This is a genomic window from Azospirillum sp. A29 (assembly GCF_042604625.1).
In the GTDB taxonomy this organism is placed as follows: domain Bacteria; phylum Pseudomonadota; class Alphaproteobacteria; order Azospirillales; family Azospirillaceae; genus Azospirillum; species Azospirillum palustre.
Window position 1 is genome coordinate 304,235 of the sequence record NZ_CP170461.1, and the last position, 13,521, is coordinate 317,755.

The 13,521-nt window shown below is 68.6% G+C and carries 14 protein-coding genes; 8 read left to right on the forward strand and 6 right to left on the reverse strand.

Annotated elements, in window-relative coordinates; translation table 11 throughout:
• Positions 1-22 precede the first annotated feature (22 nt).
• The 4 genes from cysD to ABNQ38_RS07050 all read left to right on the forward strand — a co-directional run bounded on the left by cysD (position 23) and on the right by ABNQ38_RS07050 (position 3,800).
• Positions 23-949: a sulfate adenylyltransferase subunit CysD gene (gene cysD, locus ABNQ38_RS07035; RefSeq protein ID WP_377806478.1), complete on the forward strand. Its 927-nt coding sequence runs from the start codon at positions 23-25 to the stop codon at positions 947-949.
• On the forward strand, positions 949-2,895 hold the full coding sequence (gene cysN, locus ABNQ38_RS07040; RefSeq protein WP_377806418.1) for a sulfate adenylyltransferase subunit CysN: 1,947 nt from the start codon (positions 949-951) through the stop codon (positions 2,893-2,895). The genes cysD and cysN overlap by 1 nt, the downstream gene beginning before the upstream one ends.
• 131 nt (positions 2,896-3,026) lie before the next feature.
• The gene (locus tag ABNQ38_RS07045) at positions 3,027-3,269 is read left to right on the forward strand and encodes a DUF4160 domain-containing protein (RefSeq protein WP_377806419.1); all 243 of its coding nucleotides are present in this window, start codon (positions 3,027-3,029) and stop codon (positions 3,267-3,269) included.
• A 12-nt stretch (positions 3,270-3,281) separates the two neighbouring features.
• Entirely contained in the window at positions 3,282-3,800 is a 519-nt protein-coding gene (locus ABNQ38_RS07050; protein ID WP_377806420.1) for a hypothetical protein, read from the forward strand.
• Between the two features lie 40 nt (positions 3,801-3,840).
• Here the strand turns inward: ABNQ38_RS07050 and ABNQ38_RS07055 are convergent, their stop codons facing one another.
• Complete coding sequence (locus ABNQ38_RS07055; RefSeq protein WP_377806421.1) at positions 3,841-5,274, reverse strand: UdgX family uracil-DNA binding protein; 1,434 nt, start codon at positions 5,272-5,274, stop codon at positions 3,841-3,843.
• A gap of 11 nt (positions 5,275-5,285) precedes the next feature.
• On the reverse strand, positions 5,286-6,497 hold the full coding sequence (locus ABNQ38_RS07060; protein ID WP_377806422.1) for a putative DNA modification/repair radical SAM protein: 1,212 nt from the start codon (positions 6,495-6,497) through the stop codon (positions 5,286-5,288).
• A 473-nt stretch (positions 6,498-6,970) separates the two neighbouring features.
• On the opposite strand from ABNQ38_RS07060, the gene ABNQ38_RS07065 reads away from it, so the two are divergent.
• Positions 6,971-7,657: a DUF2076 domain-containing protein gene (locus ABNQ38_RS07065; protein WP_377806423.1), complete on the forward strand. Its 687-nt coding sequence runs from the start codon at positions 6,971-6,973 to the stop codon at positions 7,655-7,657.
• Between the two features lie 429 nt (positions 7,658-8,086).
• Here ABNQ38_RS07065 and ABNQ38_RS07070 read toward each other — a convergent pair whose 3' ends face one another.
• Positions 8,087-9,436 carry a nucleotide sugar dehydrogenase gene (locus tag ABNQ38_RS07070; RefSeq protein ID WP_377806424.1) on the reverse strand — a complete coding sequence of 450 codons (1,350 nt, stop codon included), beginning with the start codon at positions 9,434-9,436 and terminating at the stop codon, positions 8,087-8,089.
• 207 nt (positions 9,437-9,643) lie between these two features.
• Here ABNQ38_RS07070 and ABNQ38_RS07075 point away from each other — a divergent pair, with 207 nt between their 5' ends.
• Positions 9,644-10,510, forward strand: coding sequence for a hypothetical protein (locus ABNQ38_RS07075; protein WP_377806425.1), 867 nt, complete (start codon positions 9,644-9,646; stop codon positions 10,508-10,510).
• Here the strand turns inward: ABNQ38_RS07075 and ABNQ38_RS07080 are convergent.
• From ABNQ38_RS07080 to ABNQ38_RS07090, 3 genes are read right to left on the reverse strand one after another with little or no spacing between them, the layout of a single operon-like run.
• Positions 10,507-10,824: a HigA family addiction module antitoxin gene (locus tag ABNQ38_RS07080; RefSeq protein WP_377806426.1), complete on the reverse strand. Its 318-nt coding sequence runs from the start codon at positions 10,822-10,824 to the stop codon at positions 10,507-10,509. The two genes, ABNQ38_RS07075 and ABNQ38_RS07080, sit on opposite strands and share 4 nt — an antisense overlap.
• 7 nt (positions 10,825-10,831) lie before the next feature.
• On the reverse strand, positions 10,832-11,155 hold the full coding sequence (locus ABNQ38_RS07085) for a type II toxin-antitoxin system RelE/ParE family toxin (protein WP_377806427.1): 324 nt from the start codon (positions 11,153-11,155) through the stop codon (positions 10,832-10,834).
• 59 nt (positions 11,156-11,214) lie between these two features.
• Positions 11,215-12,117: a neutral zinc metallopeptidase gene (locus ABNQ38_RS07090; RefSeq protein ID WP_377806428.1), complete on the reverse strand. Its 903-nt coding sequence runs from the start codon at positions 12,115-12,117 to the stop codon at positions 11,215-11,217.
• A gap of 397 nt (positions 12,118-12,514) precedes the next feature.
• On the opposite strand from ABNQ38_RS07090, the gene ABNQ38_RS07095 reads away from it, so the two are divergent.
• Positions 12,515-12,727 (forward strand): hypothetical protein, encoded by a 213-nt coding sequence (locus ABNQ38_RS07095; protein ID WP_377806429.1) that lies wholly within the window; start codon positions 12,515-12,517, stop codon positions 12,725-12,727.
• Between the two features lie 55 nt (positions 12,728-12,782).
• Positions 12,783-13,316 carry a translation initiation factor IF-3 gene (gene infC, locus ABNQ38_RS07100; protein ID WP_081506050.1) on the forward strand — a complete coding sequence of 178 codons (534 nt, stop codon included), beginning with the start codon at positions 12,783-12,785 and terminating at the stop codon, positions 13,314-13,316.
• The last annotated feature ends 205 nt before the right edge of the window (positions 13,317-13,521 follow it).

Sequence of the window (13,521 nt, forward strand, 5' to 3'; positions counted from 1 at the left end):
TCCCGCTTCCGGTCTTGAGGACATGCTGCCCACCATCCTGACCGCGCCGGCCCGCCTCACCCACCTGCAAAGGCTGGAGGCGGAGAGCATCCACATCATGCGCGAGGTGGCGGCCCAGTTCCACAAGCCGGTCATGCTCTATTCGGTGGGCAAGGACAGCTCGGTCCTGCTGCATCTGGCGATGAAGGCCTTTTATCCGTCGAAGCCGCCCTTCCCGCTGCTGCATGTCGACACGACCTGGAAATTCCGGGAGATGATCGCCTTCCGCGACCGCATGGCGCGGGATCTCGGGCTGGATCTGACGGTCCACATCAACCGGGACGGCGTGCGCCAGGGCATCGGCCCGGTCAGCCACGGCTCGGCCGTCCACACCGACGTGATGAAGACGCAGGCGCTGAAACAGGCGCTCGACGCCCATGGCTTCGACGCCGCCTTCGGCGGGGCGCGCCGCGACGAGGAGAAGAGCCGCGCCAAGGAGCGCATCTTCTCCTTCCGGACATCCAGCCACCGCTGGGAGCCGAAGAACCAGCGGCCGGAGCTGTGGAGCCTCTACCAGGGCCGCATCCACAAGGGCGAGAGCATCCGCGTCTTCCCGCTGTCGAACTGGACCGAGCTGGACATCTGGCAATACATCCACCAGGAGGCCATCCCGGTGGTGCCGCTCTATTTCGCCAAGCCGCGTCCGGTGGTCGAGCGCGACGGCACCCTGATCATGGTCGACGACGACCGGCTGCCGCTGAAGCCCGGCGAGGTGCCGGAGATGGCCTGGGTGCGTTTCCGCACGCTCGGCTGCTATCCGCTGACCGGGGCCGTGCGCAGCACCGCCGCCACCCTGCCCGAGATCATCCGCGAGATGCTGCTGTCCCCCGGTTCGGAACGGCAGGGTCGGGTGATCGACCAGGACGCCGCCGCCTCGATGGAAGCGAAGAAGCAGGAAGGCTACTTCTGATGCTGACGGATCTCGATCCCGCCGCCGTTCCTGTGGATGCCGTGCCCTCTGATGCCGCCCCCTTTGACGCCGCCAGTGAGGTGCAGGCGTATCTCGCCCGCCAGAACGGCAAGGACCTGCTGCGGTTCATCACCTGCGGCTCGGTGGACGACGGCAAGTCGACGCTGATCGGCCGGCTGCTCTACGACTGCAAATGCCTGTTCGAGGACCAGCTGGCCAGCCTGGAGGCGGACTCCGGCCGCTTCGGCACCACCGGCGCCGGCCAGCTCGATCTCGCCCTGCTGGTCGACGGGCTGGCGGCGGAGCGCGAGCAGGGCATCACCATCGACGTCGCCTACCGCTTCTTCACCACCGACCGCCGCAAGTTCATCGTCGCCGACACGCCGGGCCACGAGCAGTACACCCGCAACATGGTCACCGGCGCGTCCACCGCCGACGCCGCGGTCCTGCTGGTCGACGCGCGCAAGGGCGTGCTGCCCCAGACCCGGCGCCATAGCACCATCGTCTCGCTGCTGGGCGTGCGCCATGTCGTGCTGGCGGTCAACAAGATGGACGCCGTCGGCTGGAGCCGCGAGACCTTCGAGCGGATCGCCGCCGACTACCGCGTCTTCGCCCAGCGTATCGGCCTTGATGAGGTCACCTGCATCCCGGTCTCGGCACTCACCGGCGACAACGTCACCAAACCATCGGAGCATATGGGCTGGTACGGCGGCCCCACCCTGCTCGGCCATCTGGAGAGTGTCGACGCCGCGGCGGAAGAAAAGCTCGGCGCCTTCCGCATGGCGGTGCAGTGGGTGAACCGGCCCAACCAGGATTTCCGCGGTTTCTGCGGCACGGTGGCCGGCGGCGCGCTGCGCACCGGCGACGAGGTCGCCATCCTGCCCGGCGGGCGGACCAGCCGGGTGGCGCGGATCGTCACCATGGACGGCGATCTGGAGACGGCGCTGCCCGGACAGGCGGTCACGCTGGTGCTGGCCGACGAGGTCGACGCCAGCCGCGGCGACATGATCGCCGCCGCCGCCGGCCGGCCGGAGGTGGCCGACCAGTTCGCGGCGCATGTGGTGTGGATGGACGAGCAGCCGCTGCTGCCCGGCCGCTCCTACCTGCTGCGGGCCGGCACGGCGACGGTCGGCGCCCAGGTGACCGAGCTGAAGCACGCCATCAACGTCAACACCCAGGAGCATGCCGCCGCCAAGCATCTGGATCTCAACGACGTCGGCTTCTGCAATCTGGCGCTCGACCGGCCGATTCCGTTCGACGCCTATGCCGACAGCCGCGAGACCGGCAGCTTCATCCTGATCGACCGGCTGACCAACGCCACCGCCGGCTGCGGCATGATCCGCTTCGGCTTGCGCCGGGCGTCGAACATCCACCGCCACGCCTCGAAGCTGGACAAGGCGGCGCGGGCGGGCAGTCTGCAGAAGCCCTGCGTGCTGTGGTTCACCGGCCTGTCCGGCTCCGGCAAGTCCAGTGTCGCCGACCGGCTTGAGCAGGAGCTGCACCGTCTCGGCCGCCGCACCATGATCCTGGACGGCGACAATGTCCGCCACGGGCTGAACCGGGACCTGGGCTTCACCGACGAGGACCGGGTGGAGAACATCCGCCGCGTCGCCGAAGTGTCGAAGCTGATGGTGGACGCCGGGCTGATCGTGCTGGTCAGCTTCATCTCCCCCTTCCGCGAGGAGCGCCGGATGGCGCGCTCCCTGGTGGAGGACGGCGAGTTCGTCGAGATCTTCATGGACACCCCGCTGGCGGTCTGCGAGGCCCGCGACCCCAAGGGCCTGTACAGGAAGGCCCGTGCCGGCCAGCTCCCGCACTTCACCGGCATCGACAGCGCCTACGAGCCGCCGGACGCGCCGGAGATCACGCTGAAGGGCGCCGAACACGATACCGACGCGATGGTCGCCCAGGTGATCGAGGAGCTGCGGCGGCGCGAGGTGATCTGAGGGGGGAAGAGAGGATGGGTTTCGCTCCTGCTCGTCCTGCAAGACAGTTTGCTTTCTAAAAGATCCACAAATATTGTATGAGGAGGAACACAAAAAATAGGGTATCTTGAGCCATCGATGGCGGAGCCAACTTGGGCAAGTTGACGACCTTCGGAAAGTTGCGGGTGGTCGTCCAGGGGCGCGACCACAATCCGCCCCACTTCCACGTCAAAGGTCCCGACGTCAACGCCTTGGTCGGTATCGATCCTGTCATCGTCATCCGCGGGAAGGTGCCGTCCGACCTGTGGCCTGAAATCCGGACCTGGGCCGTCATGCACCGTGCCGAACTGATCGCCGCTTGGAATACCCTCAACCCGCACATCCCCACCGCCTGAAAGGGAGGTTCCATGTCAGAAGGCTTCGTCATCGGGACCGACCCCCGCCCTGTCCCGCTGATTGCTGCGGTCGAGGCCGGCCCCGGAACCATTCTGACTGTCGATTGGGTCGGTGGGGGCGGGGTGTCCGTCGATCTGGCCGGCTGGATCGCCTTGCACAAGATTGACGCTTTGCGCGTGCCCACCATCTTCGCAAAGCCCGAGATCGGTGAAGACGGCGACACTGTCCAATGGGCCGGGGACGAGGACCTGTCGATCGACAGTGTGCATCTGGAGTTGCTGGCCGAACAGCAAGCCGTCTTCGGTGCGGCCGAACTGTCGGAGTGGCAGGACCGGCATGGTCTGTCCAACACCGAGGCGGCCGACCTGTTCGCGCTGCATGTCAACACCTGGATCAACTACCGCACCGGTGTCAGCTCGGTTCCTCGGGCGCTGCTGATCGCCTGCCGCGCCATCGACCGAGACCCCCTGCCTCTGGCCGCCTTCCTGCGCCCCCGCCGCCCCGGTCGCCCGCCGGTGGCGGCTGAGTGAAGCACTATCACTCTGGATAACTTTTCATCGATACAAGCCGTCAATCCGTCCCCTTCACCATCTCCCGTGCCCGCCGCAGGTCGCCGACGAAGTCGCGATAGGCCTGTTCCGCCCCTTCCCCCGCCGGCAGGCGCAGCAGGTAGGATGGGTGGACGGTGACGAACCCCTCCCAGTCGCCGAACCCCATCGGCCCGCGTTCCCGCAGCACCGACACGCTGCGTCCGCTCAGCGCCAGGGCCGCGGTGGCGCCCAGCGTCACCACCAGACGCGGGCGGACGAAACCCAGCTCCTTCATCAGCCACCAGCGGTAATGCTTCACCTCGCCGGCGGTCGGCGACTGGTGCAGGCGGCGCTTGCCGCGGGCGACGAACTTGAAGTGCTTCACCGCGTTGGTCAGGTAGGCGGCGCTGCGCTCGATCCCGGCCTCCTCCAGCGCGCGGTCCAGCAGCTGCCCGGCCGGACCGACGAAGGGGCGGCCTTCCAGATCCTCCTGGTCGCCGGGCTGCTCGCCGACGATGGCGATGGCAGCCCCCACCGGCCCCTCGCCCAGCACCGCCTGCGTCGCCCCCGGCACCAGCGGATCCGCCGCCCGGATGATGCGGTTCAGCTCGGCCAGCGTCGCCGGCTCCTGCCGGCCCATGGCGGCGACGGCCTTGTCGGGGTTGCGGCGGCGGGGCGCTGCCGCCTCCGCCTCGATCATCGCCTGGACGCGGGCGGGGGCGGAGCGGATCATTCCGGGAATGGCCGCCGCCTCCGGCAAATTGGCCCAGTATTTCCGCGGCATCTCCGCCCGCATCGCCGTCGGGTTCACCCGCGCGGGATTGAAGGTGCTCTCGTAATAGCGCTGCCAGCCCTCGGCGAAGCGGTCGTCGCGGTCGAGCCCCTCCGGCCTCAAAGCCGCCGGCCCGACCGTCAGCGAGCGCCGGTCCCAATGCAGCGAGCCGACCGGCGTCAGGATCGACCAGACCAGGCTCTCGAAGCGCTCGACGAAGAAGGGGGCGGTCGCCTCGACGATGAAATTGTCGGGTTCGAACCACGCGACATAGCGCTCCGCCCCGTCGGGGTCGTGCACCTCATGGAAACGCAGGAAGGCGTGCATCTTGTGCAGGTCGCGCCGCACTGCCTTGTCCAGCATCGCCAGCTGGTGGACCAGCGGGTCGGCATGGTGGTCGAGGATGTTGCGTTCCCCCCGCACCACCCGGCAGACCAGCCGGTGCAGCAGGCCATAACGCTCCGGATCGCGGTGGCAGACCACGCTTTCGATCAGCGCCCCCACCGGCCGGGGCAGCGGAACCGGCGGGGCATCGGCCGGCAGGGGCGCCGTCCCGGTTTCCGGAGCGGTCCCGAACAGCGACGGCGCCGCCCCGCCGCTCCACACCACCTTGTCCGGATCGACGCCGAGGGCGACCAGCCCGCGCAGCGCGCGGCGGAAGCCGTCCAGGTCGGCGCCATCCTTCAGCTCCACATGCCGCATGGCTTGGCCCCTCAGAACAGGCTGAGCTGCTTGGGCGGCGCCACCAGCCTTTGCCGCAAATCGGCGCGGTCGGTCAGCCCGCCCGGGTGGTGGTCGGCGGCGATCAGGAAGGCGCGCGCCCGCTTCAGCCCCGACGACAGCCGCGCCACATCCTCCAGCCGCAGGGTGGTGTGGCGGCGCGCCTCGACGATCTTGTCGACCGCCCGCGCGCCCAGCCCCGGCACGCGCAGCAGCATCTCGCGGTCGGCGCTGTTCACGTCCACCGGGAAGCGCTCGCGGTTCTTCAGGGCCCAGGCCAGCTTGGGGTCGATGCCCAAATCCAGCATCCCGCCCTCGCCCCCGGCGGCGATCTCCTCCACCGTGAAGCCGTAATAGCGCAGCAGCCAGTCGGCCTGGTACAGCCGGTTCTCGCGCTGGAGCGGCGGCGGCTTGGCCGGCAAAGCGGAACTCGCCTCCGGGATCGGGCTGAAGGCGGAATAATAGACCCGGCGCAGCCCATAGCGGCGATAGAGCGTGTCGCTGGTCTCCAGCACCGACAGGTCGGTGGAGGCGTCGGCCCCGACGATCATCTGGGTGCTCTGGCCTGCGGGCGAGAAGCGGCGCTTTTCCTCCTTGGCCTCCAGGATGCGCTCGCCGACCTGCCCCATCACCGCCTTGATCGAGCTGCCGTCCTTCTCCGGCGCGAACTCCTTCAGGCTGCGATCGGACGACAGTTCGAGGTTGATCGACAGCCGGTCGGCCCACAGCCCGGCCTGCTCGATCAGCCAGGGGCTGGCCTCCGGGATCGTCTTCAGGTGGATGTAGCCGGCGAAGCCATGGTCGCGCCGCAGCGTGCGCGCCACCAGCATCAGCTGCTCCATCGTGTGGTCGGGCGAGCGGATGATGCCGGAGGACAGGAACAGCCCTTCGATGCAGTTGCGCTTGTAGAAGCCCAGCGTCAGCTGCACCACCTCGTCGACGCTGAACCGCGCGCGCCGCACGTTGGAGGAACGGCGGTTGATGCAGTAGGCGCAGTCGAACAGGCAGTAGTTGGTCAGCAGGATCTTGAGCAGCGAGACGCAGCGCCCGTCCGGCGTATAGGCGTGGCAGATGCCGGCCCCGGTGGTCGAACCGATGCCGTCCGGCCCGCCCGTCCGCCGCTTCGCCCCCGACGAGGCGCAGGACGCGTCGTACTTCGCCGCATCCGCCAGGATTTCGAGTTTGTCGAGCAGCGCGTCATCCACCGCGATGGCTTCCCTCTTCCTTCCAGATGTTCGCAATATGTTCTTTCAAAAGGAAAAGGCAAGCGGGGTGTCTTGAAAGCGGGCCGGAACGGGGCCACGTGCTCTACAACCGGATCCGGGCCCCTCTGGCGACTTAGACGTGGTCGCGATGTCGGATCTCTTCACCTGCTCTTGCGCCGACGGGCGTGACCGCACTTGGAGGGACTGATGCCCTTGCCCCTGAGACAGCGCCCCCGGCCTCCGGCATTCCCTGCTCCCGACCTTATCCCCAACGCGCGCTACCCCTCCGGCGCGCCGCACGGCTTTGCCGCCGCTCCTGGCGGTCGGCTTGCCGCCCTCCTGGCGGTTGGCTTTGCCGCCCTCCGGGCGGGCGGCTTCGTGCGCCTGCGGGGCGTCGGCGCCGGGCCCAGGGCCGAGACCCTGAAATCTTCCCCCGCCTCATTCCCAACCTTTTGACGAAGACGAGCATCGCCATGGACCACACCGAACGCCAGATCATCGACGACTTGTTCGCCAAGCTGCATCAGGCCGAGGCGCAATCCGGCCCGCGCGATCCCGAGGCCGAAGCGCTGATCCGCGAGCGGATCGCCCGCCAGCCGGCCGCCCCCTATTTGATGGCGCAGGCCATCGTGATGATGGAGCAGGCGCTCGCCGCCTCGCAGGGCCGCAACGAGGAGCTGGAGCGCCAGCTGCGCGAGCGTCCCGCCGCCCCCGCCGCCGCCGCCCCGGCCCAGTCCGGCGGCGGGGGCCTGTTCGGCAGCCTGTTCGGCGGCAGCAGCCGTCCCGCTCCGCAGCCCTCATATCCGGCGGCTGCCCCGGCCGCAGCCGCCCCGGCGGCCGCCATGCCGGCCGGCTCGCCCTGGGGCCGTCCGCCGGCCGCTGCCGGCACGCCCGCCTATGGCGACCCGCGCGTCGCCGGCTATGCCCAGCAGCCGCGGGCCGGCGGCGGCTTCATGGCCGGCGCCATGCAGACGGCGGCCGGCGTCGCCGGCGGCATGCTGATCGGCAGCGCGCTCTCCAGCATGTTCTCCGGCGGCGAAGCGATGGCGGGCGAGGCCGCCACCGCTGCCACCGACGCGGCCACCGCCGCCACCGACCATGTCGAACAGACGGTCGAGGACAGCGGCTGGGGCGATTTCGGCGGCGAAGAGGAGTTGTGAGTCCATCCCCCCAGGCGGCGCTCCGTTGAACTTAACGCCGCCTCTGGGGAACAAATTCCTATAGAATGGCGTCGGACTCACCGTTGCGGAGCCGACGCCATGCCTTCCCCTCCCCCCTGTTCAGGATCGCCTGCGCCAAGGCATGGGAGGGGGCATGGCAGGGGGGCCTCCCCGACCGATGGAACGCCGCCGTCCGCCCTGTTCCACAGCGTTCCATCCGGCCCCGTCGCCGACCCGCTGGATGGAACGGCGGCGTCCGGCGTGTTCCACGCTGTTCCAGCCGTCTCTCCCGTCGGCCCTGCCGGTGGAACGCTACCGCCCGGCGTGTTCCACGCTGTTCCAGCTGTCTTTCCCATCGGCCCTGGCGATGGAACGACACCGCCCGGCACGTTCCACGCTGTTGCAACCGCCTGCGGCTCCGCCCCGCCCTCAGGCCTTGACGATGCGGTCGGCGAAGCCCTCGACGGCGCGCATGGCGTTGCGGGTGTCGACCACCAGCGGGCAGTGGGCGGCGAGGCCCTGCCAGTCGATGCCGTCATGGTCGGTGACGATCACCGCCGCGTCGAAGCCGGCGAGCCGTTCCGCCGTCCACTCGACGGACCGGCGGCCGGCGAGGGCGGCATGCTCGCGGGTGACCGGCAGCACGGGGATGAAGGGGTCGTGGTACTCGACCGCCGCCCCGCGCTCCAGCAGCATCTCCATCAGCCGCAGCCCCGGCGATTCCCGGCTGTCGTCGACGTTCTTCTTGTAGGCCATGCCGACCAGCAGGATGCGCGACCGGCTGAGCCCGATCCCGGCCTGCCGGTCGAGCGCCAGGGCCAGCCGATCCACCACATGGCGCGGCATCATCGTGTTGACCTCGCCCGCCAGCTCGATGAAGCGGGTGGAGATCTGGTACTCGCGCGCCTTCCAGGTCAGGTAGAAGGGGTCGATCGGGATGCAGTGGCCGCCCAGGCCGGGGCCGGGATAGAAGGGCATGAAGCCGAAGGGCTTGGTCTTCGCCGCCTCGATCACCTCCCAGATGTCGATGCCCATCGGTTCGAAGACAATCTTCAGCTCGTTCACCAGGGCGATGTTGACGGAGCGGAAGATGTTCTCGGTCAGCTTGGTCGCCTCCGCCGCCCGCGTGCCCGACACCGGCACCACCTGCGGCACCACCTGCTCGTAGAGCGCCACCGCCAGCCGGCGCGCGCCCTCGTCGTCGCCGCCGACCACCTTGGGGATGGTGCTGGTGGTGAAGTCGATGTTGCCGGGGTCCTCGCGCTCGGGCGAATAGGCCAGGAAGAAGTCGCGGCCGCTGGCCAGCCCGGTCTCCTCCAGGATCGGCCGCATCACCTCGTCGGTGGTGCCGGGCCAGGTGGTCGATTCCAGGACCACCAGCTGGCCGCGGCGCAGCCGGTCGCGGATCAGCCGGGTGGAGGCCTCGACGAAGCTCAGGTCCGGCTCGCGCTGCGGCGACAGCGGGGTGGGGACGCAGACGATCACGGCATCGCAGGCGGCGAATGCGTCGGCATCGGTCGTCGCCCGGAACCGCCCGGTCGCCGCCGCCTGGGCGACACGGTCGTCGGCGATCTGCCGGATGTAGGAACGTCCGCCGTTCAGCGCCGCCGCCTTGGCCGGGTCGATGTCGAAGCCGGTGACCGTGAAGCCGGCCCCGGTCAGCGCCAGGGCCAGCGGCAGCCCGACATAGCCGAGCCCGACCACCGCCACCCGCGCGCTGCGGCCGCGATAGGTGCTTTCCAGGGACTGGATGTCGGGCTGGGTGTCCGCTGTGCTCATCGTGCCGTTCCGTTCGAAAGGACTGGACCGCCCGGACAGGTGTCCCGCCTGCGGTCGCCGAATGTGTGACGGGCGGGATGGCTTTGCGCAACCCCCCGTTCCGCCGGCAATCCCCGTCCATGGGAGCCGGGGATCGGAAACTCTGGCGCCGGGACCGGGAAGGGTGCCAACTTCCCCGGACTTCGTCCGTCCAAGACCCGATCTGCCATGACAACCCGGCACCCGCCCCTTCTCCCTCAGCAGATCGCCCCGGTGGACGACCGCCAGTCGGCGCTGACCGCCCTCCATCTGGGCGGCGACCCGGCGGCCCTCTTCGGCTATTTCATGGCGCTGCGCGAGGAGAGCGACCGGGCGCTCGCCGGCCTGCCGCCGGCCGGCGGCAAGCCCTATCCCTATGGCCGCTGCGAGGAGATCACCCGCGACCTCTTCGCCCGCCTGTCGCAGCGTCTGGCCCAGCCGGCCGGGCCGGTGGAGCGCGGGCTGCGCGCCTTCGTCGAGGGGGGCGGGGTGCTGCACAGCGTCTGGGGCGTCCTGCGCGGGCAGTATTTCCAGAACGCGCTCCAGATCGGTGCGCTCTATGTCGACGTGTCGAACGACACGGTGGTGGTCACCAAGCCGAAGGTGGAGATCCTGCCCGTCGCGGAGTCCGGTCTGATGCCGGTGCGCGACCTCGATCATTTCCGGCAGACGGCGGAGCGGTATTGGGGGGCGACGCTCTACGCCAACCATCTGGCGCCGACACTGGCTCCGCTGCTGCCGGTCCTGTCGGTCAGTCCCGGCCGGCTGGCGCCCGGCCTGCAATCGGCCTGCGACTACATGATCGCGCTGATGTGCCGCGACCGGTTCGAGCAGGCCGAACGCTGGCTGGAGACCGGCCCCGCCCCGCCCGCGGACCTTGCCGCCGGCTGTCTTACCGCCATCCCCGCCGATCTGCGCCCGCTGACCGGCCAGCCCCGGCTGGAAGCGGTCGCCGCCTGCCGCCGCGCACGGGAAGCCGCCTGCTGGGCCGACCCCGACTGGCGCACCGCCCGCGTGCTCGACTATCTGCGGCTTATGCGCGGGCCGGGAGGTTAGGCCGCCTTGTCCAGATGCGGCAGCGGTTTGATGGCGTCCAGCGCCTCGCCGATTTCCGCCCGCGCGACCTTGGTCTCGAAGATGCTTTGCAGATTGCTCCAATAGCGCGCGTCGGTTCCGAAAGCCTTGCCCAGCCTCAGAGCCATCGGAGCAGTGATCCGGCGCTCGCCGTTCATGATCCCGGTCACCGCGTTGGTCGGTACGCCGATATGCTCGGCAAAGCGCCGGGCGCTCAGGCCGAGCGCCTCCAGCTCGTCGCGCAGGAACTCGCCGGGGTGGATGGGAGGCAGGTTATCGACAGCGGGATGGCTCATGGCGACCTCAGTGGTAATCGGCGATTGCGACGTCGTAAGGCTCTCCTGGAACGGTCAAGAGGTCGGCATCGGCCTGTGCGTCTCCAACCACGGCCCAACGGAAACAGACACGCCACTGGTCGTTGAGCCGGATGCTGTACTGGCCCTTCCGTTCCCCGCCCAGCGCTTCGAAACGGTTGGACGGAGGATGCCGGAGATCCATCAGTCGGGTGGCCGCCTGAAGCTTCGTCAATGCCTTGGCGGCTTGGCGCTCAAAGGACTGGAACTCCTTCACCCGCTTGCCGGCCATGAAATCGGCCGTCCGCTTGTCCACACAGTTTCTGATCGGCATCCGCGTCCTCTCGCGGATTATTATGTGTTACGTTACGGATAACGGTCAAGCCCGCTCCCTCACAGCCGGTCCGTGCCGAAGGTGTCGCAGGCTTCCAGCCGGCCGCTTTCCAGGCCGGTGCGGAACCAGCGGACGCGCTGGGCGGAACTGCCGTGGGTAAAGCTGTCGGGGCTGACGGTGCCGCGCGCCTGACGTTGCAGGCGGTCGTCGCCGATGGCACTGGCGGCGGTCAGCGCCTCCTCGACGTCGCCGGGTTCCAGCATCTTGCGGTCGCGGTTGGCATGGTTGCCCCAGATGCCGGCGAAGCAGTCGGCCTGCAACTCCAGCCGCACCGACAGGGCGTTGGCCTCGGCCTGGCCGCCCGCCCGCTGCTGGGCCGCCTGCACCTTGTCGGAGATGCCCAGCAGGTTCTGCACATGGTGGCCGACCTCATGGGCGATGACATAGGCCTGGGCGAAGTCGCCCGGCGCCTGGAAGCGGTCGCGCAGCTCGCGGTAGAAGCCGAGGTCGATGTAGAGCTTGCGGTCCATCGGGCAGTAGAAGGGCCCCATCGCCGCCTGGGCCCGGCCGCAGCCCGACGACACCGTGCCGGTGAACAGCACCAGCGTCGGGTCCTGGTACTGGCGCCCCATCTGCTGGAACAGGCCCTGCCAGGTTTCCTCGGTGTCGGCCAGCACGACGGAGACGAAGCGCTTCAGCTCGTCGTCGGCCTGGCTGCGCGGAGCGGCTTCGCCGATCTGGGTGCGGTCTGCGGTGGTCCGGTCTCCCTGCTCGCCGCCGCCCAGCAGCACTGTGGGATCGACCCCCAGCACCATCGAGACCAGCAGTACCACGATGACGCCGCCGACGCCCAGCCCGCCCGGGCCGATGCGGATGCCGCCGCCCCCAAGCCCGCCGCCCAGGCCTCCCTGTCCGCGGCGGTCCTCGACATTCTCGCTTTCCCGTCCGCCCTGCCACCGCATCGCCATTCTCCTTCGGCCGCCCGTCCCGATCGTCAGGTCCGGTGGAGACGAAACCATCAAGGGCTTCCCACGTTCCCTGCGGGTCCGGCGGCAAGATGGGGAACCGGTGCGGAACGGCTTGAAAATCCGACCCCGCTCCCCATTTGATGAGTCGCCGAAGACCGTCTGGGCAGAACCGCTCGGGCTGTGCCGCCCCCACCTTTTCCGTTCCAGCGGGAGAGAGCCTTCGTGGGGGCGCCGGCCGTTTGGAACATGCCCATACCGGGGCCTGTTTTGCTTTATCGGAGCCTGCTGCAGCGGTGTTGCGCCTCGGCGGCTCCCGTTCACGACGCCACACAAACAAGAGCCGGCCGGCACCGAAATCCATCGGTCCGCCCATCCGGCCTGGAGGATTTTCATGACGACCCCGATCGTTTCCGCCCTTTCGCAGACCGCCGGCCATTTTGCCGCCCAGCCCGCCTTTGCGCCGGTCCAGCGGGCCTCCACCCGCCTCTCCGCTGGCCAATTCGCCGCAGTTGAGAGCAAAAAGCCCGATTTTCGCTCCAAGCCTGAGCCGTCCGGCTTGACCCGAGGCGAACTGCGGCAGATTGTGCTCGACATCCTGGGCTGATCCTATCGGCCCGGGCTCGTCCCTTTCTACCCATCCACGACCACAGGAGATCACCATAGCCAAGCTCTACGACGCGGACCCCGTCCGCGAAGGCCCGCGCCTCAACCGTGAAATCACCGCCCGTATGGTCCGCCTCGTCGGCGCCGACGGCGAGATGGTCGGCGTGGTGCCGCTCCGCCAAGCGCTGGAAGCCGCCGCAGATGCCGACCTCGATCTCGTCGAAGTCGCGCCCCAGGCGGATCCGCCTGTCTGCAAGATCCTCGATTACGGCAAGTTCCGTTTCGAGGAGCAGAAGAAGGCCAACGAGGCGCGGAAGAAGCAGAAGATCATCGAGCTGAAGGAAATCAAACTTCGGCCGAACATCGACGATCACGATTACGACGTGAAGATGCGCTCCGCCATTCGCTTTATCGAGGAAGGCGACAAGGTCAAGATGACCATGCGCTTCCGCGGTCGCGAGATGGCGCACCAGGATCTCGGTCTGAACGTGCTCGTCCGCGTGCGCGACCAGCTCCAGGACATCGCCAAGGTCGAGCAGATGCCCCGGGTCGAAGGCCGCATGATGGTCATGGTGCTGGCTCCGCGCTGAGCCTGAGCCAAAGGGATCTTGCGGGGCGGTCCGCCGCCCCGCCCCTTTCTCCTTTTGGCCATTTTTTCTCACTGACTTTAAATTCCCCCGCGAATTTGTCGGCCCTCAAATCGCGCCGGATTAATCCCGGAACATCCCGCGTGATGCGCCGTAATAATACCTGACTATTCGCATTGGGTTATTGACCCCGGCGGCGTCGAACGGG

Coding starts and splice junctions, on each gene's coding strand:
- ABNQ38_RS07080 (WP_377806426.1), bottom strand. CDS start 10,824: ATGAGCCATCCCGCTGTCGATAACCTGCCTCCCATCCACCCCGGCGAG.
- cysD (WP_377806478.1), top strand. CDS start 23: ATGCTGCCCACCATCCTGACCGCGCCGGCCCGCCTCACCCACCTGCAA.
- ABNQ38_RS07085 (WP_377806427.1), bottom strand. CDS start 11,155: ATGCCGATCAGAAACTGTGTGGACAAGCGGACGGCCGATTTCATGGCC.
- ABNQ38_RS07095 (WP_377806429.1), top strand. CDS start 12,515: ATGACGACCCCGATCGTTTCCGCCCTTTCGCAGACCGCCGGCCATTTT.
- ABNQ38_RS07055 (WP_377806421.1), bottom strand. CDS start 5,274: ATGCGGCATGTGGAGCTGAAGGATGGCGCCGACCTGGACGGCTTCCGC.
- cysN (WP_377806418.1), top strand. CDS start 949: ATGCTGACGGATCTCGATCCCGCCGCCGTTCCTGTGGATGCCGTGCCC.
- ABNQ38_RS07075 (WP_377806425.1), top strand. CDS start 9,644: ATGACAACCCGGCACCCGCCCCTTCTCCCTCAGCAGATCGCCCCGGTG.
- ABNQ38_RS07070 (WP_377806424.1), bottom strand. CDS start 9,436: ATGAGCACAGCGGACACCCAGCCCGACATCCAGTCCCTGGAAAGCACC.
- ABNQ38_RS07065 (WP_377806423.1), top strand. CDS start 6,971: ATGGACCACACCGAACGCCAGATCATCGACGACTTGTTCGCCAAGCTG.
- ABNQ38_RS07090 (WP_377806428.1), bottom strand. CDS start 12,117: ATGCGGTGGCAGGGCGGACGGGAAAGCGAGAATGTCGAGGACCGCCGC.
- ABNQ38_RS07050 (WP_377806420.1), top strand. CDS start 3,282: ATGTCAGAAGGCTTCGTCATCGGGACCGACCCCCGCCCTGTCCCGCTG.